The organism is Sphingobacterium sp. BIGb0116, assembly GCF_024808035.1.
Lineage (GTDB): Bacteria > Bacteroidota > Bacteroidia > Sphingobacteriales > Sphingobacteriaceae > Sphingobacterium > Sphingobacterium paramultivorum.
Genome location: NZ_JANUDT010000001.1, coordinates 697,312 through 718,243, shown reverse-complemented (window position 1 = coordinate 718,243; position 20,932 = coordinate 697,312). Strand labels below are relative to the sequence as shown.

The following is a 20,932-nucleotide window of genomic DNA, read 5'->3' as shown; positions in this document are numbered from 1 at the left end:
CTATGAATGGTTATTTACAAATGAATAAATTAGTTACGATAAAAAAAAGTACACTGATCGCTGGCCTATTGATTGCTGGATTTGGTAATTCTGTCTTGGCGCAAGAAGTAAAAACAACTCTGACACAGGTACATTTTGACCAACAGGGATTTTATACCTCCATTAAGGTAGATGGTAAAGAGCTTTTGGAGGTGGGTAAATACCCGATCGTATCGGTCTATAAAGACAAAAAAATTATACAACCGAAAGCACTAAAGGTTAATGGTGATCGCTTTTCGCTCACTATGGAAGATGGGCAATCTGTGGAACTGAAGGTGGGCCAACAAAAGGAAGCAATAACATATGAGGTCGTAAAGGTGTCACCTGCCTATAAATTGTTGGTATTTGGGCCGGTTAAGATCAAGCTTCATGAAGTGGTGGGTGAAGTGGTCGGTGTAGCTCAAGGGGAGGATCTCGCATTCGGTATGCAGTCATTACATGTTAAAACTGTAGCAGGTATTCCAGAAGATTGTGTTGGGGCCTACAGTACAAAATTTGGCTACGAAGGACAGAACAGTAATCTTTCGGTGGCCAGTATTTCCTTTGATCATTTTGCAGCAGTAGATGCTGGGAACGGAGCTGTATTTCAGTTGTCTGCCAAAAACCGGAGTGAGAGGGAATTGCAACAGGTGAAAGGATTGAACAATATGATGACCTTGCCTGTTGAAGGTCCCGATGGATTAATTGTAGGAGCCAAAGTGGCACTTTTCGGAGATAAGAGAAGTCAGATATTGTCACGGATAGGAAAAGTTGAAGTGGAGCAGGGCTTACCCCATCCAATGATGGCAGGAGAATGGGCTAAGGTATCTCGTAACGCTATGGGCTCCTATCTGATCACCAATTTCTCTGCGGCCAATCTGGATTTTGCACTGGAAAAAACAAAACGTGCGGGATTTAAAAATCTCTACCATCCCGATCCCTTCCTGAACTGGGGGCATTTTGAATGGCGCAAAGAATTGAGCACAGAATCCGATGCGGGTATGAAGAAGTTAGTCGATAGGGCGGCACAGAAAGGAATCAATATCGGTATACATACACTTTCTAATTTTACGACAACAAACGATCCTTATGTGACACCAGTCCCCAGCAAGCATTTGCTTAAACAGGGCGAATTAAAGCTTACGACTGCACTGGATGATAGCCAACAGCAGATTATAGTTCAACATAGCGAGTTATTTTCGCTGCCTTTGACACTCAATACACTCCAGATCGAAGATGAACTGATTACCTATGCTAAGGCCGAAAAGAAAGGCGAACAATGGGTATTGACAAATTGTGTACGGGGTGCTTTTGGTACCCATAAGGCAAGCCACGGGGTAGAAAAAGTCGTTTATAAATTGTGGGACTATCCCTATAAGACCTTATTCCCAGATGTAACGCTTCAGGATGAGTACGCTAAGAGATTAGCGGCCATTTTTAATAAAACGGGAGTGAAGCAGATTTCATTTGATGGTCTTGAAGGCTGTATGTATACCGGACAGGATTACTATGCAACGGGTAAATTTGTTTCTGATTTCTATCAGGGTCTTGAAAATAAAACTGGTCTCATCAATGATGCTAGTCGTCTCGATCATTACCTATGGCATATCCATACCCGGATGAACTGGGGAGAGCCTTGGGGCGAAGAAATGCGTGCAGGGCAGGTCGAAAATCGGATCAAGAATCAGGCTTACTTTCAGCGGAATCTGTTTCCGCGCATGCTGGGCTGGTTTTTGGTGCGTTTGGCAGATCGTAAATTTGAGGCTACTTCTCTTGAAGATCTTGAATGGGCACTTTCCGAATCTGCAGGTTTTGACTCAGGATATGCCATGAGTATCGATATGAAGACTTTACAGCAGCATGGACAGATCGATCAGCTCCTGGAAAGTATGAAAAATTGGGATCAATTGCGGCTTACCGATGTATTTACGGCCGAACAAAAGCTCAGGTTGAAGGATCCAAAGACCGAATGGCATTTGGAGAAGATGGATGAGACCAAATTCATGTTGTATCCTTTATATGTCTCTAAACGGTTCCATTGTGATCTATCTTCGATGCAGCCGGGACAACCAGGGGGAGCAGACTGGTCTTGGGAGTCTCCGGAAGAGAGTTCATTTGCCCTACGGATAAAAGTAGAAGGTGACGGTATCATCGAAAACCCATCTTTTAAAACCGATAAAGGGATTGTTAAAATCTTAGGGAAATTAGAAAAGGACCAGTATATCCTATTGGATCATAAAGGAAAAGCACTATTGACAGACAAGAATTATGGTTTTATTGCTGATCTGACTGTACAGGGGACGGCCATGCTGCCAAAAGGTGGTTCCGCAGTAGCATTTTCTTGTGATACACACGGCGAGGAAAAACCAGAGGTCATTGTAAGGTACAATACTCGCATGACAGGAGAACCATTGAATTTAGTACGGAAGTAGGGCGTTGAGTGGAAATAAGGTTGGAGTATTGAGGAGTTTTAAATAAGGAATATGAAAATTGATTTTGAAATGAAAATTTTGTTTGTTAAGATTGTGCTGTAACCAATAAAAATTTCATTCGCAGTATGCGCCGATCTACCATCCTTGACAAAGCCGAATCAACTGTTGAATTTGATGTCGCGGTACTCTATGAGGAGTATTGGGAGAGCCTATTCAAACAGATGATGCGCATTCTTTTGGATGAAGATGAAGCGGCTGATGTGGTGCAACAAACATTTTTAGATCTGCTGGAAATGAAAGAAAAGATTCCCGAAATAAAATCGGTCAAATCTTTTCTTTTTATCATGGGCAGGAACTTAGCATTCAAAAAGCTCAGACGAAAACTTGTCAGCGATAATTATCGTGACTTTTACGCAAACCAATACAAAGAAGCATCTTCCTTAATTGAAGAATGGATTGTGTTTAAGGAACTGGATGATCTGATCGAGAAGGAAATTGATAAGTTGCCTCATAAAATGAAGGAGATTTTCATTCTGAGCCGCCATGCTGAGATGACTTATTCGGAAATTGCAAAAAAATTAAATATATCGGATAAAACAGTTAAGAAGCAGATTAGTAATGCTTTGAAGCTTATTCGTCTTAAGGTGGATAAGGAGTACCAACCGCTACTTTTGGCAATCTTGCTTACCGATTTACTTTTTTAATTTTTTTTCTACTACCTAACCGCCACTTAAGGCTCTTTTCTATATAGACCTAAAAAATCTGAGAAAAGAGATGATGAGTAAAGATGAACAACTTAAAAAAGTTCTATCCGACTACGCTTCAGAGCGTCTGTCTGTGAAAGAAATAAAAAAGCTGGAACACTTGATCTTAAAATATCCTGCTGGAGATTCCTGGGACTGGAAGGATAATGTCTATCGGGAAGCAATGAAAGACCGAATCAAAGCGGGGATTGAAGTGCAGGTTGCCAAAAAAACTAAAATAAGATGGATGAGTATCCGTTTTGCAGCAGCTATCGCGGCGGCTTTGGTGTGTTTCTTTGTTTTCTTTTACCTGTATTTAAGCCAAATTCGGTCGATAACCTATTATCCTATTGCCCAAGCAAAACACTACGTCAGTGATGAGGTTTTACTGATTGGCCCCAATGGCAAGCAATTACAACTGGGGGCATCGGCTTCTTTTGCGGATGTAAAAGAAAAATTAGCGTTACAAAATAGTACAGCCTCGGTTGCAGAAGATAGTGTAATTATTAAAGTGCCAAGTCAAAAGCAGTTTGACTTAACCCTCGAAGATGGCACAAAAGTATGGTTGAACGCTGGAACAACCTTTAAGTTCCCAACGACATTTACAAAGCAAACAGCAAGGACAGTGGCCTTGGATGGAGAGGGATACTTTGAAGTTACTTCGGATAAAAAGCACCCATTTCGTGTGATTGCGGCTGGTACGGAAGTTAAAGTTACAGGAACAAAATTCAATGTGCAGGCTTTTGCTGAAGAACATCTGGTAAAAACCTCCCTGATGGAAGGAGTCGTGACTTTTTATATGGATCATAATGCATATAAATTGGCTCCTGGGCTTGAAGTCATAGCTGATACTAAAGGAAAAGAAGTAAGATCGCAAGCATTTGATACGGACAATTTGCTGGCTTGGAAAGAAGGATATTTCGTATTTGATAACATGGACCTTGTCGATGTGATGAAGACAGTATCTCGCTGGTACAATATATCTGTGGTATCAAATTCGCCAGTTAGGAACAAGAAGATAGGTGGGACATTCCCTAACAATGTTCCTCTAAATGATTTTTTGAAAGATCTGACAATACTGAGCGGTGTTAAGTTCAAAATAAACGGGAAGGAGGTACAGGTTATCAATTGACATAAAAACTAAACCCTAGACCTCAGATCGATCAAAATCAGGTAAACCAGAAGTGTTGGAAGCACTTCTGGTCGGAATGCCTAAGCATCGATCTAAATGCATTAAATACCAATTAATTACTATTTAAATCTAAATCAAATGTATAAAAAATATACGGCATATTTCTATTGGTATGATTATGCCCTAATCAAGTATTTCATTATGACCAAATTTACCTTTCTTATTATTCTTTTAATGAGTAGTCAGGTGAATGCCAATGTGTTTGGGCAACGGATCAGCATTAATTCAAAGACATCTACCTTGAAAGAAATTATTGCCAAGATCAGCAAACAGTCGGGCTATCATTTTTTGTATTTAGAAAAAGACCTTAAGCCGAACGAACGGGTCGCTGTTCAGTTAGAGAATGCCTCACTGGAGCAGGCGTTAGAGCGGGTGTTGGCTGCAAATGGTTTACGTTACGTCATTCGCGGAACTCGGGTCATTGTTGAAAAAGGTGATCATATCATCCCTGTTCACCCCATGATCGAAAAGCGGGAAGAGCAGCAGCGGAAAGTAACGGGGAATGTTATCGATACAAAGGGTAATAAACTCATCGGAGTTACGGTTAAAGTACGTAATGGTTCTGCCACGGCTACAAATGGAAAAGGGGAATTTGAAATTCAGGCTAAGGAGGGGGACCAAATTCAGTTTGACCTTATCGGTTATGCACAATACATATTGACGGTAGGAAAAAACAATAATTATCTCATTACGCTTAATGAAAAGGTCGGGGACCTCGGCGAAGTTGTCGTTGTTGGTTACGGAACGCAGAAGAAAGCGAGTATTGTCGGTGCTGTGCAAACAGTCAAAGTAGATGATCTGCGCGTTCCGAGTTCAAATCTTTCTACGGGATTTGCCGGACGATTGGCTGGTGTTGTCGCTGTGCAACGTTCTGGTGAGCCGGGCGCGGATGGTGCGGATTTTTGGATCAGGGGAATCTCGACCTTTAGTGGAATGACCTCGCCATTAATCGTTATCGATGGTGTACAGGCATCTGCGACAGATTTAAACGTATTAGATCCGGAAGTAATTGAAAGTTTCTCCATTTTAAAGGATGCAACGGCTACCGCATTATATGGAACTCGTGGGGCTAATGGGGTGATGATCGTAACCACCAAATCAGGTCGGGATCTTGATAAGCCAATTATCAATGGTCGATTTGAGACATCGTTTACCTCCCCGACGACGGTACCCCAATTTGTGAATGGAGTCAAATACATGGAAATGTTTAATGAGGCCGTTACAACACGAAAGACCGGCGAAATTTTATACCCAGAAGATAAAATTGATGGTACAGCACGGAAAATAGATCCATATGTTTTTCCCGATGTCAACTGGTATGAAGAATTATTTAGAAAAGGAGCAATAAATCAAAACGTAAATTTCAGCGTGCGCGGTGGCGGTAAGAAAATGGACTATTTTAGCAACGTATCCTATAATAGGGAGACAGGAATGTTGCGGGATGTGAAGGACTTTTCCTATGATAATAATCTTAAAATAAGCCGTTATGTCCTACAGAACAATATCAATGTTTATCTGACACCAACGACGAAAGCTACCGTCAAATTGAATGCGCAACTACGTGATTATCATGGCCCGCACATGGGGGCAAGTGATGTATTTGGTTTAGTCATGGAAGCCAACCCCGTTGATTTTCCAATTCGCTATCCCAGCGATCCCGAATATAGTTACATCAAATGGGGTGGGAAAAGTGGTGGTGCATATAATAATGGCTACCGTAACCCTTATGCGGAAATGGTACGTGGATACAGCGACAATTTTCAAAGTACAGTGACCGGACAGGTTGAACTGAATCAGAAGCTTAACTTTTTTACGGAAGGACTTTCTGCTAGTGCATTATTTTCGTTCAAAAACTGGAGCTCGACAAATACGTCACGTTCCGGAGGATACAATCAATTTGAACTTGCTAAATATACCTGGAATCCTGATCGGTCAGCTATTACTCAGTATGAATTACGTCGCGTAGGGGCCGAGCAGGTCACCACTTTGAATACAGACAATAGTTCAACAGGAGATCGCCAAATCTATATCCAAGGTATGTTGAACTATGATCGTACTTTTGGCACCTACCACAATGTGACGGGTATGCTTCTCTATAATCAAGAAGAGTACAATGTAAATAGTCCTTCGGGTCTTATTCAATCCCTACCAAAACGTAAGCAGGGAATTGCGGGAAGGATAACTTATGGTTACGATAGTAAATACTTAGGCGAAGTAAACTTTGGTTATAATGGAACGGAGAATTTTGCCAAAGGTCACCGTTTTGGGTTTTTTCCATCGGTCGGACTGGGGTATGTCATTAGCAAGGAAGATTATTTCAAGCGATGGGCGGAGACAGTGACCAATTTGAAAATTAGAGGATCTTGGGGCTTGGTTGGGAATGATCAGATCAGCGGTGATCGTTATTTGTACCTATCCGATATTGCTTTGGAAAATGGAGACCTGGGGTATACAACAGGAAGAGACCAGAATATCACTAAAAATGGACCTAAATATTTCCGTTTTGCAAATCCCAATATCACATGGGAAATAGGTGAAAAGATCAATTTAGGGATGGATTTAAGTATCAAAAATAGCCTCAACGTTACGGTGGACTTTTTCCGAGAAATTCGTCGAAATATCTTTATGGAAAGACGGAGTATTCCAGAATTTGTGGGAATTAGTCCCAAAGATAAATGGATAGATCTGACCACAAAGGTATATGGTAACTTGGGGCGTGTCAAAAACAAGGGATTTGATCTTTCGATTGACTATGCAAAGCAGATTTCAAGTGATTTTTCGGCCAGCATCAAAGGTACGTTCACCTATGCCAAAAACGTAATTCTTGAATATGATGAGCCGTCGTTTGCCAAATACCCTAATTTATCGCGCGTAGGCCATTCCACTTCGACACCATTATTATACCTTGCCGACCGCCTATTTATTGATGACACGGAAGTTAAAAATAGTCCAACGCAGAATATCGGCGGATTCATTCGTGGTGGGGATATCAAATACCATAATGTGGCTGATGTCAATGGCGCATTTGATAATGTGATCGATGCGAATGACCGTCAATATGTAGGAAGCCCAGAAATTCCAGAGATTGTCTACGGTTTTGGCCCGTCTTTCCGGTATAAGAAATTTGATTTTTCCTTTTTCTTTCAAGGAGTTGCGAACGCTTCTATCGTGATGAGCGGATTCCATCCCTTCGGTACGGACGGTACGAGAAATGTGTTACAGTTTATTGCTGATGATTACTGGAGTGAAGGAGCTAATCCCAATATTTATGCGAAATATCCACGTTTAAGCAAGATGGATAACCGCAACAATACGGTAGCCTCTACTTACTGGTTGCGTGATGGAGCTTTTATCAAGCTAAAAAATGCCGAGATCGGATACAACCACCGGATGTTCCGCATCTACCTTCGTGGATCGAATCTATTAACGTTTTCCAAATTTAAATATTGGGATCCGGAGCAGGGTGGAGGTAATGGGTTGGGGTATCCAACACAGCGCGTAGCCAATGTGGGCATACAGGTGAATTTTAATAAATGATACCTTTTAAATTTTGATTGAAATGAACTATAAAATTATACTATTGTTGCTATTGGTCTTGGGTTTTTCGGGTTGTAATTATTTGGATGTTGTGCCCGATGAACGTCCGACTGAGGAAGATGCATTTAAAGATAAAAATGCTGCCGAGCGTTACTTATATTCCTGTTATTCCTTTATGCCAAAAGAGCGGCAGGGGGCCAATATCTATCAGACTTCGGAGATTGCCACAACCAACGACCTAGAATATCTCTTGGGGACGTATTCTGCTTCAAATTTAGGGAATTTTACTTTTTGGAGCAGAATGTACGGTGGGATAAGACGCTGTTATACACTGATCAATAATGTGGACAAAGTCGCTCATATGGATGAAGAGCTTAAAGTAATCTATAAAGCTGAGGCGAAATTTTTGATTGCCTATTATCACTTTATCCTATTGAAAGCATACGGCCCTATTATTTTGGCCAAAAATGAATATGCGTTGGACATTCGTGAAGGTGAGTATCCGAAGCGTAGCTCTTTTGATGAATGCGTTAATTGGATTGCCGCTCTTTATGATGAAGCGTTTAATGATCTCTTGGAAAAGCAGGCCACGACTTACTATGGGCGTGCAACAAAAACGGCGGCTAAAGCATTGAAAGGCCGCTTACTACTGTATGCTGCATCTCCACTTTTCAACGGAAACGAGGAATTTTATGGCAATAACCTTAAGGATCCCGAAAGCAATGAATCATTGATGAATCTGAAAAAAGATCCTGCCAAATGGGAAAGAGCGTACGCTGCTTGTCTGGATGCGGTTAATTATGCCGAGAAGAATGGTTATACGCTTTACAAAGGAACGCCTACAGAAGAATTTCATTATCCTTCAGACGCAACACAATGGAGCTTACGGATGACCTTTATCGACCGTAATTCAAATGAGATGATCTGGGCCGATACCCGGGCCGAGGGTTTTTATGATTATCAGAACAATGCGACGCCACGTCATCCGACAGATGATGGCGCATCATGGAATAATCTCGCACCAACATTGGCTTCAGTGAAAATGTTTTATTCGGAGAATGGGCTACCAATTGATGAGGATCCACAATATTTTACGACGAAACAATATTATTCAACAGGGCTTTATGATGGAAGAGCAACGGCCAATTTGCATTTGAAACGTGAACCTCGATTCTATTCATGGATTTCTTTCCATAACGGTTGGTATGAAATGTCACGCGATGGCGAGAAAAGAATCGTGACTAAATATAGAAATGAAGATCCGCACGGCAAAGGAAATCGTTCGCGCAATTATAGTATGTCTGGTTATCTGATCAAAAAAGGAGTTGGACTTTCTTATGATACCAGAAATGGATTTACAAATTATCCATGGCCTTTGATTCGTCTTGGCGAACTCTATCTAAACCTTGCTGAAGCAGCTATTGAGAGCAATAAACTTGATATTGGAAAGGAATATTTAAATAAAATCCGTAAAAGAGCGGGGGTTCCAACGGTGGATGAGTCCTGGGCGAATGTTGCAACCCTGACTAGGGATAAGCTCCGTCAAATCGTCCATCAAGAAAGAAGTATCGAATTGTTTATGGAGGGGCAGTTTGGCTGGGATATTAAACGTTGGAAAGTTGCAGAACAATATATGGGTAAGAATCCGAAGGGCATGAATCTAAACGGAGCTACAGATGAAGCCTTTTTTAAAGAAACGGAAATTGAATTGGCATGGAAGTTCGTTGGACCTAAAAACTACCTTCTGCCCATACAAGATAAGGAAATGAATATCAATCCGAAGCTTGTTCAAAATCCAGGATACTAGGTAGATAGTGTAATAAATAACGATCAACAAATGAAAACGATACATACGATAACATTATCAGTATTGATGCTGTTAACATTGGCTTCTTGTAGTAAAAAAAGAGAGGTAGCTCTTCCTTCGGATGCAAAAAACCTTAAGGCAGAAGCTCGAGTTGGCAGTATCATGTTGCGCTGGGAAAATCCTCAGGATGGAAATTTTCTATACGTAACCATTAGCTATAAATCACCAAAAACAGGGAAACTAATAAAAACAAATGTAAGCCATTTCGCAGACTCCCTACTTATTGAAAACCTATTGGCAAAAGATGGTGAATATGCTTTTGCATTAAATACTGTGGCCGACGGAGGTATGATTAACTCAAGTGAACTTCAAGTCAGTTGCACGGCATTGCGAAAACCTCCAGTTGTAACAGAATATTCCGAAAAAATTGAGCTTGAAGTCGGTGATCTTTCGGCCAATGCTTCTGATCCGGAAGAGGGGAAATTGGCGAATCTTATTGATGGAAACCTCAAAACATTCTATCATACCAATTGGCATGAGGACATTCCTTTCCCGCAATGGATTCAATTTAATCTCAAGGAACCCGTTGAAGGGGTCAAGTATATTTCCTGGAATCGTAATGGGGGAAGTGGGGGAAATGCGGACGAGGTATCCATAACCGGAAGCAATGATGGAAAAGAATGGGTTGAGCTTGGACGCGTCCTTCCCGATAAATTGCCAAGTGCAAGTGGGGCCAAATTTGAATCGCCTATCTTTTCCAAGGAGGGTAAGACCTTTACCAAAATCCGCTATAATGCAGTTCGTGGTAGAGGTGGTAATACTTGGTTTAATATGGCTGAAATCGAGCTGTATAAAGCATGGTTTGTAATAGAGGACCCCGAAAGCAAGTAAATTTATAGTTGGGCACTTTAGTTAAGATTAGAGTGCCCAATGATAACTGTAAACTTTAAATTTTGGATAGTATGAACAAAAAGATAGTACTCTTACTTTTATTATTGTCTACTGTTATGTTGCAGTGCAAGAGTAAATTATCGTTAACGGAAGACCTTGTTCCATCAAATTACGATCCTGGAAATCCAGATGGTATTGCGGGCGATACACAGTTAAAGGTGGTTAAAGGGACAGCATCTGCAGGACAACCTGGAGAGGGTATAGAGAACTCGTTTGATGGCGATCAGTCAACGATCTACCATTCGCCATGGAATAATACAAAATTTCCTGTGCACTTAACTTACCAATTCGCTGAGGCACAAAATGTAGATTATTTGGTCTACAAACCCAGACCCAGCGGGGATAACGGTCTGTTTGGCCAGTTTGAACTCTGGTATCTTCCAAATGGTAGCACCGTGTATCAAAAAATAGCCGAGTATGATTTTAAAGAGGAAAATAAGCTTTCTACAATCGTATTTAAGAAACAACTGAAAGATGTTGTCGCATTTAAGTTTGTGGTTAAGTCTGGCAAAAATAATTTTGTCAGCTGCTCCGAAATGGAATTCTATAGAAAAGGTGAGGATCTGCAAGAACTTGCCAATATTTTTGCTGACAAAATCTGTACTGAATTAAAGAATGGTGTAACAGCCGAGCAGGTTAATTCGATGCAGAATCCTTTCTTTAGAACCATAGCGCAGAGCATGCTGCATGATAAGTATCCAAGGGAATTTCGTGTTCAGGAATATCAGGCTTATCCGACCATTGAAACGACAGCGCGGGCATTGAAAACCAGTGGTTACAATCCATTTGAAAATCCAACAGGAATTTACTTTTCCTCAGAATCGGATGCTGTGATCCTGGTCGATGATACGAAAGGTGAACCTATCTCTCTTCGTGTACATGATTTTAATGGCAATAGAGACGGGTATTATCCTTTACAAAGCGGATTGAATAAGATTAAACTAACCAACAGCGGATTGGGGTATATCAATTTTTTTACAGATAACTATAAAAGTGTTCAATCCGTTAAAATTCATATTCCAAGTGCGAAGGTGAATGGTTATTTTGATAAAACAAAGCATACTGCTGCAGATTGGAATAGGTTGCTAAATGCATCAATTTCAGGATTTTTCGATATCAAAGGAAATTACATTAATTTGGCATATACAACGGCTGAACTAAAACAGTATTGTACGGATGGACTTGAACTGATCAATGTCTATGACGAAATAACCAAAATGGAATATGATATTATGGGACTGACCAAGTACAATAGAATTCCTAAAAACCACATGTTTGCGAGAACTGTTGAATCGGGGTTGTTTGCAGACGGTTGGGGCGCTGGATTTGCCCGTGATTTTATGAATGAATTAGCAAATCCTGAGAAGGCAAAAACAGGTGGATCCTGGGCCATTGCACATGAGCTGGGGCACGTTAATCAAATACGGCCAGGATTGAAATGGGTAAGCACCACAGAGGTTACCAACAATATTTATTCTGCTTTGGTACGCTATCATTTTACACCGAATAACATGCCTCTGGAGCATGAACGCGTTAATGATGGTGATAATAATAATGTATTGGGAGGTCGTTTTAATTCCTTTTTGAATTATGGTGTTGTTAAAGGGGAACAATGGCTTTGTCAGCGTGGCCAGGATAAGATGGAAGGATATGAAAACGGCGGCGATCATTTTGTGAAACTTTGCCCACTCTGGCAATTGTTGCTCTACTACCGTGTGGCAGAAGGTACACCTTGGCGTAAGCCCGACTGGTATGCTGATATCGCTGAAATTGTTCGAAATACAAATGAATCCGGGATGAGTGATGGGCAATTGCAGCTTAATTTTATGAAGAATGTCTGCAATATCGTTAAAGAGGACCTCAGTGACTTTTTTGTGAAGGTTGGGATGTTAAAACCGATCGATAAGGATATGGATGACTATGCTCGAGCACAATTAACCATCTCGCAAGCGGACTGTGATCAATTGAAACAATATGCAAAGCGCTATAAGAAACCGGCAAGTCCCATTATTTATTATATGACTGCCAATAGCTTGGATGCTTTTCAAAAACGTTTGCCTGTAGCTGGTAGCTATAATCAGGGCGTTTCGGTCGACCCGGTGAAAGGGACTGGGAAAATTAGCCATAACGTATGGAAGAATGTAACGGTTTTTGAAACCTATCAAGGGCCAGAACTGATCAAAGTTGCTATGGTGGGGACAGATTCTGAAGACCGAAGTACGACTTTGGTGCACTATCCTACTGGTGCAACGCGCATTGAAGCAGTAGCATGGGACGGACAACGTACATTGGTGTATGGACAACGCTAAGACTTAAATAGCTGCAATAAAAACGAATTTTCTCACTAGACTTGTTGTTCTAGTGGGAAGTTTAAACAGACAAATAACGTATAAAACGGGCATTATAAGCTCATTGAATAGATTGTAAATGAAAGTATATTTATGGGGCTGCATATGGATGCTTTCTGGCATGCAGCTAAAAGCACAGCATCAGGATCACGTTTTATGGTATCAAGAACCGGCTAAGGTTTGGGAGGATGCCCTTCCTGTGGGCAATGGACGTTTGGGTGCTATGATTTATGGAGACTGGAATAGGGAAAATATCCAGGTCAATGAAGAGAGCCTATGGGGTGGTTCCAAAGTGGATGCCAATGCAGATGCTGCAGCCAAAATTCCCGAAATTCAACGTTTACTTGTCGCCGGAGAGATCGAAAAAGCTGCTGCGCTGTCTGAAAAGGAGCTCAAGAGCAGTCCCCTGCGTATACGATCCTATCAATCATTCGGGAATTTTCGTGTTGATTTTGGAACTGAAGGCTTTTGGCGGGAACAGGTTACGAACTATCGTCGCGACCTTGATTTACAGACCGGATTAGCAACAACGAGCTATCGTATCGATGGGGTAAAATATACCAGGGAAGTATTTGCCTCAGCACCCGATAATATGATTGTGATTCGTCTATCGGCGGACAAGCCTGGAAAGCTAACCTTCCGGTTTTCCTATTCACGTGAACAGGATGCGGTTGCGACACCCTTATCTGACCATGAGCTGAAAATTCAGGGACAGGTGGTGGATCTACCGATGGCAGATGGTGGTGAGATAGGTGCACATATGAAATTTGCAGGACTCGTCCAGGGGAGTCACAAAGGCGGAAGCATGATAACCAATGCAAATTCTTTTTTTGTCAAGGATGCGGATGAAGTCCTTTTTTATTTTACGGCGGCCACAGATTATGATGTGTCAAAATTGGACTTTGATCACCGCATTGATCCTTTGGCTCGTTGTCGGGCACTATTGGATCAGGCTCAGAAACAGAGCTATGAACAGATTCTTTCCAGACATGTTGCCGATCACCGTCAACTTTTTGACCGTGTGGTCTTCAATATTGGACAGCCTTTGGATTTACCGACGGACCAACGTTTGAAAAAAGTAAAAGAAGGCGGTCAGGACCTTTCTTTGATCAGTCTTTATTTTCAGTATGGACGCTATCTGCTGATGGGTTCTTCGCGTAGCCCAGGTGTGCTCCCGGCCAATTTGCAAGGGATATGGAATAAGGACATGAATGCCGCCTGGAGTTCCGATTTTCATACGAATATCAACATCCAAATGAACTATTGGCCGGCCGAAGTCTGTAACCTCTCGGAGACTGTTGTCCCCTTCTCAAATCTGATAACGGCTTTGCGTGAACCGGGGCGGGTGACAGCCCGCAAAACCTACAATTCCTCGGGTTGGACAATGAATCACCTGACGGACCCATTTGGACGTACAGCAATTGCAGATGGCGTCGGCTGGGGAACATTTCCTATTGCCGCAGCATGGCTGGTACTCCATCAATGGGATCATTATTTATTTACCAACGATAAGAGTTACCTGAAACAGGAGGCTTATCCCTCCATGCGGGAAGCTGCTGAATTTATTTTGGGTTATCTCGTGGAAGATCATAAGGGCTACCTTGTTACTGCGCCATCCAATTCTCCTGAGAATAGGTATCGTATGGCCGATGGAAAAGAATTTCAATTGACATATGGTGCTACCATGGATATCGAGATTATTCGTGAGTTATTTGAGGCTTGCCTAACAGCAGGTTCAATGGTTGGAGAGGCGACTGATTTTACTAAAAAATTGAAACATGTGTTAGCTAAATTGCCTCCTATCCGAATCAGCCCGCGGTATCAGACAATCCAGGAGTGGATTGAAGATTACGAAGAGGTCGAGCCGGGCCACCGTCATATCTCGCATCTTTTTGGGCTTTATCCGGGGAAGTCGATTACTTCAGATAAGAAGGAGCTGTTTGAAGCCGCGCGAAAAACGATTGCCCGTCGTCGGTTCTATAATGAAAACGAAAGCAACCGCAATGGCTCCTATACAGGATGGAGCAGGGCCTGGATGATTAACTTTTATGCGCGACTGCTCGACGGCGAAGAAGCGGGTAAAAATGTACAGGCATTGCTCGCCAAGACAACATTAAACAACCTATTCAATACACATCCACCTTTTCAGATTGACGGAAACTTTGGCGGTACTGCCGGAATTGCCGAGATGCTAATCCAAAGCCATAATAAAGAGGTACATATATTGCCTGCATTGCCGTCATTTTGGTCCGATGGTGAAATTAAAGGTTTGCGTGCCCGACAGGGATTAACCGTTGATCTGAAGTGGAGTAAAGGGGCTTTGACCTCAGTCACATTAGCGGCTGATCAGGATGTCACAATTACGCTTCGGTATAAGAATCAGGTCAAAAAAGTAAAAATAAGCCGTAACAAGCCCTTAGTATTAAATCAAATATGAATATGTTCAAGTTAACTTTTAGTAGAAAGGACGCGCTCCTATTGATGTTGCGTTTGACTTTCTGCTCGATTATTTTTTATGCTTCGATGGCATTTGGACAAAATGGTGACCAGGTACGCCCCGTCAAAAAATTTGCCCATCCAGAGCGGATCCGTTACGATGGATCCTGTATGACCATTGAGGGAAAGGACGTTTATATCTATAGCGCGGCTTTCCATTATTTTCGATGTCCAGAGGAATTGTGGCGTGATCGTTTTCAAAAAATAAAGGAAGCGGGATTTAATACGGTAGAAACCTATGTGCCCTGGAATTGGCATGAACGTCATATTCCAAGAGACATGGAGGACCAATCCAAATTTGATTTTTCCGACCTCAAAAGGTGGTTAAAGATGGCGCAGGAAGAGTTTGGTTTTTATACTATTGTTCGTCCCGGCCCTTTTATTTGTGCTGAATTTTCTGGTGGTGGTTACCCAAGATGGCTAGCAAAATACCGCCCTGACAATCTGGAAGGTTTTTGGTTGCGTGGTAATGATGAACAGCATATTGCCTGGTCCCAGCATTGGTTTAACGCAGTGTGCAAAGAATTGGTGCCTGAGCAGATCACACGTAAGGAAAAGGGTAAAAAAGGGATTATCATGATCCAGATTGAAAATGAATACGATGCGCATTGGAGTCCCGGAAAAGATAAAGTGCTGAAGGCCCTCAATGAATCGGTAAAGAAAAGTGGAATGGATATTCCGGTGTTCACCTGCTTGACCAATGAAACAAGGGGGAGCAAAGACGCTGAATTATCGCAGGTTTTCGATTGTGATAATTACTATGTAAGCGGGCCGTCGGACGCGCCAAGCTGCGCTTATCGCATGATGGATCTGCGCAAAAAGCAACCTGATGCTCCTGGTTTTGTAACCGAGTTGCAAGGTGGATGGTTTTCGCTGGTTACAGGAAGATTAAGTGAAGAGCATTATTCCGACGACCGACATTTTAAGGCTATCGGTTTAATGACTATGCTTGGGGGCGGAACGGGTATCAATTACTATATGTTCTTTGGCGGTACACATTTTGACGGCTGGGGAGCGCGGGGTATGACAACAAGTTATGACTATAATGCTGCCATCCATGAAAATGGCGCCATTGGACCGAAATACCTTGCTGCTAAAGAAATAGGTACATTCATTCAACAGTTTGAATCCAAACTGGTCCGCACGGAAGGAGGACCCTGTGAACTGCGAGGCGCTCCAAAATCATTATTTGGAGGAGTGAGAGTAGCCAGTGATGGTACAAAGTTTATATTCCTCCACAATACGGACCCTAAACAAGCAATCAAGGGAAAAGTAACGCTATTGCCAAACAGTGTCAATCTTGTTAAAGATCCGATCTATAATGTCAATCAAAATGGCGAGAAAGTACTGATCAAAACCGATGATCAGCTGGTCAATCAGGTTCAGCAAATGGAGAAAATTGAAGTAGATTATGATCTTGCGGGTTTGGAATCAAAAATATTGGTTGTGGCAAAAGGGCAGCCAGTGCATAGGGGGGATTGGTGGCCCAAGAAGGCTGATGCTATTGAACGACCTTCCAAAGTACCTGCGGGAGTCCGTGTCAATACAGCCCGTAAGGCTGAGGACGCTATAGGGCAGGCCGATTGGAACACGATGCCACAGTTGGTCAGTCTTTCTGATATGGACATCAACGATTTTAGATACAGCAGTTATCGAAGCCATGTGATCCTTACGGCAAAACAAGCTGAACGTGAGCATTATTTACTGTTCAATATGTATACACGGGATATTGTGTCGGTACTCGTTAATGGGAAGCCTGCCAAGCGACTTTTTCCAGACCGTGCTGATGCGCAAAGCTGGACAACGCGCAATGCCTTTGAGCGTATTCGCGCGGACGAATACGACAACCGCTTTGATGTGGCCGGCCTATTGAAAGCTGGAGAAAACGAGATTGTTGTGGCTTATGAAAACTTGGGCCACGCACATGGTTATGTACCGATGGAGGAGCTGGCTGGTATTCATCAAGCGGGACTTTCGCTAAGTGAAACAGCGCTTACGCATCCTTTAGAATGGGAGTTTTCGACAGATCTTGCCGGTGTACAGCAAGGCTGGAACTTACCCAATTTTGATGATACAAGCTGGTCGACAGTTTCTCTGGAAACAAACAATGAAATCCCACGTAAAGGTAATCAAGTACAGCCCAAGGGCAAACAGGACGGTCTTGTTACCTGGTATCGTGTTGAATTTAATCTGGACAAACTCCCGAAAGACCTATGGGTGCCCTGGATGGCTAAGGTCAATGCTTCGGGCAACGGTTATATGTGGCTCAATGGACACAATATCGGACGTCATTGGGAGGCAGGACCTCAACGTGAATTTTTTCTTCCGGAATGTTGGCTGAATTTTGGTGCGAAGAAAAATGTACTCACTTTTGGGCTGAGACAGACAGAAAACGGAGCACTTTTACACGCATTGGAGATCGTACCTTATCCTAATACTGCTGAGGTAAGAAAAAGTAAATAATCAATACTTATGAGGAATGAATAAACTTATAAAAAAATTAACTGTCGCGCTTTTTCTGTTGCTGGGACTTTTTTTTCAGAGTTTCGGGAAAAAGCCCGCAAGCCGTATCGAATATCAACTGAACACGAATTGGGCCTTTTATCGTGGTGATCTTAAAAGGGGAGAAGCTACAGGTTTAGATGACTCCAAATGGATCCCTGCCGTGTTGCCGCATGTAATGCAACTCGAAAAGAAACACAATGGTGGTGATGCTATCTACGATGGGATAGGCTGGTATCGGCGCTATTTCAAACTATCGGATCAGTATCGTGGTAAGAAGGTCTTTGTGCAGTTTGAAGGGGTGATGAACAGCTGTGAGGTATTTGTCAATGGTAAAAGCGTTGGTAAGCACCGTGGTGGATATGTTGGCTTCACGTTGGATATCACAGATCAGCTTCATTTTGATCAGACAAATAACGTGATTGCAGTTCGCGTGTCGGCTGAGTACGATCCAATGACACCTCCGGGTAAGCCACAAGATAGACTTGATTTCTATTATTATAGCGGAATTTATCGGGACGCCAAATTGATTGTTTCCAATCCCTTGCGCATTACCGATGAATTGGAACCAGATGCAACCCAAAATTCGGGTGTATTCGTACATTATCCCGAGGTGGATAAGAGTAGGGCCACTGTCGCTGTAAATACTGAGTTGAAAAATGACGATAAAGCGGCCAAGAAGGGGTATCTCTTGACCGTACTGAAAGATACTAACGGAAAAGTTGTGGGTCAGCAGCGACTATCATTTGAGTTGAAACCGCAAGAACGTCGCCGGATAGACCAACAGATAGATGTCAAAAATCCTCAACTGTGGCATCCCTATCATCCTATCTGCTATCACTTGGAAAATCGGGTGTATCTTGCCGATGGTGTCGAAGTGGATTGCCGTACAGATCAAATCGGTATCCGTCAGATTCGGTATACCAAAGATGGAGGATTCTTTATTAATGGCGAACATCTTTATATGGTCGGTGCCAATCGACATCAAGGTTATCCCTATGTCGGTGATGCCGCATCTAATTCCGTACAGGAACGGGAAGTAATCGATATGAAGCGTGGTGGATATAATGCCGTTCGGGCAGCACATTATCCACACGACCCTGCATTTTTGGAAGCTTGTGACCGCCACGGCCTCTTGGTTGTTGAGTGTGTACCCGGATGGCAGTATTTTAATAAGGCAGCAGAGTTTACAGATCGTTTGGAATCTATCACGCGCAGTATGATCCGTCGTGATCGAAATCGACCTTCTGTAGTCCTATGGGAGACCGCATTAAATGAAACCAGTTACCCCCTGTCGGTGGTCAAGCGTATTGCTGAAGCCGCACATGCCGAATATCCCGGGGATCAGTTTTATACTGCCGGAGATTACTTTAGTCATGAGGAAACAGAACCTTATTATGATGTTTTCTACAAACAGGTGTCCAAATACCCCAAAGATGGTAATGTGATGAGCAATTATCTTGAAGATCAAATAGCAGTTAAACCTTTGTTGACCCGGGAATGGGGCGATGGAGTAGGGGAAAAGCCAAGGGTAAGCCTGACAGAAAACGAATATGAGCAAATGCGGCAGGGACGTAGCCGATTACATCAACTGAATGGAAATGGCTATTTCGATTGGTGTATGTTGGATGCCAATCCACGTATGGGCGGACACTTTATGTGGAGTTATAATGATTATACCCGTGGTGCCGAGGAAGAGACTATGTATTCTGGGGTAGTTGATGTAAACCGATATCCTAAATTTGCTTATTACATGATGCAAAGTATGCGTCCCTATCAGCTGGATCAAGAGGGAATTTCTAAAGGGCCGATGGTATTTATAGCCTCTTATAATTCGCCAGAAAAACTGAAAACATCAAGTACAGAGATCACGATTTACTCAAATTGTGAAGCTGTCGAACTCTATCGGAATGGAAAATTTATCGGACGGCAATCCCGTGAAGAACGGGCAAAAGTCTACCCTTACATCGTAGAAAAGGGTGGAAGTCCGAGTTTTGTTTTCGATGCGGGTGGATATGAAGCCGGTGAACTGAAGGCATTAGCCTATGTAAAAGGGAAAGTGGTTGCACAACATGCCGTGCATACAGCTGGTGCAGCTCATCATATTGAAGTCCTGATACCGGAATATGGCATCCAGCCAGTTGCGGATGGATCCGATATGATTCCGGTGTATTTTAAAATATGTGACAAACAGGGCAATCTGCTGCATGATGCATCGACAGCGATCCGTATTCAGGTTGCAGGTGAAGGACATTTAATAGGGGATGGTTCAGCGCGTATCGCAGTGAATCCACAGGTCGTTGAAGGCGGTATTGGATTTGCTTTTGTGCGTACCAGCAAAAAAAGTGGGACCATTCATATTAGCGCATCAGCCGCAGGCTTGGAAAGCGGAAGCAAAGATGTCAGATCGATCCGACCTACATCCAGCGAAATTCCTGATGGTGACCACGTTGTCTTTCGCGGAAATGAAGAAGATCATTCAGTTATTAAACCCACGAAATGGGATAAAGAGCTGTTGGCCCGACCAAAAGTAAAATTCAAAAAGGTGACAGCAACGTCATCACATCCTGATTTTCCGGTCACTCAGGTGACCGATGGAGACGACTATTCGTGGTGGATTGCGGATCAGGATAAGTTCCCGCAAGTTGTCACCTTTGAATTGGACCAAACAACCAAGGTAGTCGGCACGCGTGTACGTTTACAGAAAGATAGCTCGAAATATCGCTATAAAGTAGAAGGGTCGTTAGATGGAACGACATGGGAAGAGTTGTATGAAAAAGAATGTACAGGATGGGATTTTAAACCGGTCAAATTGGAGAAGGTGCTGAAATTTATAAGGGTTAGTATTTTGGAGGTTTCGGAAGGACGGGCAGGATTGGCTGAAGTGACCCTATTTCAATAATTAA

At 42.6% G+C, this 20,932-nt stretch carries 10 protein-coding genes; all 10 read left to right on the top strand.

The window, feature by feature from the left end; all coding sequences use genetic code 11:
- Positions 1–20 precede the first annotated feature (20 nt).
- Positions 21–2,450: a hypothetical protein gene (locus tag M2419_RS03210; protein ID WP_200845561.1), complete on the top strand. Its 2,430-nt coding sequence runs from the start codon at positions 21–23 to the stop codon at positions 2,448–2,450.
- 125 nt (positions 2,451–2,575) lie between these two features.
- Entirely contained in the window at positions 2,576–3,154 is a 579-nt protein-coding gene (locus tag M2419_RS03205; protein ID WP_153847138.1) for an RNA polymerase sigma factor, read from the top strand.
- Positions 3,155–3,224: 70 nt separating this feature from the next.
- Positions 3,225–4,325: a FecR family protein gene (locus M2419_RS03200; protein WP_153847137.1), complete on the top strand. Its 1,101-nt coding sequence runs from the start codon at positions 3,225–3,227 to the stop codon at positions 4,323–4,325.
- Between the two features lie 138 nt (positions 4,326–4,463).
- Positions 4,464–7,922 carry a TonB-dependent receptor gene (locus M2419_RS03195; RefSeq protein WP_227550262.1) on the top strand — a complete coding sequence of 1,153 codons (3,459 nt, stop codon included), beginning with the start codon at positions 4,464–4,466 and terminating at the stop codon, positions 7,920–7,922.
- Positions 7,923–7,944: 22 nt separating this feature from the next.
- Positions 7,945–9,729, top strand: a complete 1,785-nt coding sequence (locus M2419_RS03190; protein ID WP_259254215.1) for a RagB/SusD family nutrient uptake outer membrane protein — start codon at positions 7,945–7,947, stop codon at positions 9,727–9,729.
- Between the two features lie 30 nt (positions 9,730–9,759).
- Positions 9,760–10,620, top strand: a complete 861-nt coding sequence (locus M2419_RS03185; protein ID WP_153847135.1) for a discoidin domain-containing protein — start codon at positions 9,760–9,762, stop codon at positions 10,618–10,620.
- 71 nt (positions 10,621–10,691) lie between these two features.
- The gene (locus M2419_RS03180) at positions 10,692–12,989 is read left to right on the top strand and encodes a M60 family metallopeptidase (RefSeq protein ID WP_259254214.1); all 2,298 of its coding nucleotides are present in this window, start codon (positions 10,692–10,694) and stop codon (positions 12,987–12,989) included.
- A 118-nt stretch (positions 12,990–13,107) separates the two neighbouring features.
- Entirely contained in the window at positions 13,108–15,465 is a 2,358-nt protein-coding gene (locus M2419_RS03175) for a glycoside hydrolase family 95 protein (protein ID WP_259254213.1), read from the top strand.
- A 2-nt stretch (positions 15,466–15,467) separates the two neighbouring features.
- A complete protein-coding gene (locus M2419_RS03170) occupies positions 15,468–17,987 on the top strand; it encodes a beta-galactosidase (protein ID WP_200845559.1) in 2,520 nt (839 codons plus the stop codon).
- Between the two features lie 16 nt (positions 17,988–18,003).
- Positions 18,004–20,928, top strand: coding sequence for a glycoside hydrolase family 2 TIM barrel-domain containing protein (locus M2419_RS03165; protein ID WP_153847132.1), 2,925 nt, complete (start codon positions 18,004–18,006; stop codon positions 20,926–20,928).
- The last annotated feature ends 4 nt before the right edge of the window (positions 20,929–20,932 follow it).

Bases quoted from the DNA above. Each gene is read 5' to 3' on its own strand.
- M2419_RS03210 (WP_200845561.1), top strand. From the start codon at position 21: ATGAATAAATTAGTTACGATAAAAAAAAGTACACTGATCGCTGGCCTA.
- M2419_RS03205 (WP_153847138.1), top strand. From the start codon at position 2,576: ATGCGCCGATCTACCATCCTTGACAAAGCCGAATCAACTGTTGAATTT.
- M2419_RS03200 (WP_153847137.1), top strand. From the start codon at position 3,225: ATGATGAGTAAAGATGAACAACTTAAAAAAGTTCTATCCGACTACGCT.
- M2419_RS03195 (WP_227550262.1), top strand. From the start codon at position 4,464: ATGTATAAAAAATATACGGCATATTTCTATTGGTATGATTATGCCCTA.
- M2419_RS03190 (WP_259254215.1), top strand. From the start codon at position 7,945: ATGAACTATAAAATTATACTATTGTTGCTATTGGTCTTGGGTTTTTCG.
- M2419_RS03185 (WP_153847135.1), top strand. From the start codon at position 9,760: ATGAAAACGATACATACGATAACATTATCAGTATTGATGCTGTTAACA.
- M2419_RS03180 (WP_259254214.1), top strand. From the start codon at position 10,692: ATGAACAAAAAGATAGTACTCTTACTTTTATTATTGTCTACTGTTATG.
- M2419_RS03175 (WP_259254213.1), top strand. From the start codon at position 13,108: ATGAAAGTATATTTATGGGGCTGCATATGGATGCTTTCTGGCATGCAG.
- M2419_RS03170 (WP_200845559.1), top strand. From the start codon at position 15,468: ATGTTCAAGTTAACTTTTAGTAGAAAGGACGCGCTCCTATTGATGTTG.
- M2419_RS03165 (WP_153847132.1), top strand. From the start codon at position 18,004: ATGAATAAACTTATAAAAAAATTAACTGTCGCGCTTTTTCTGTTGCTG.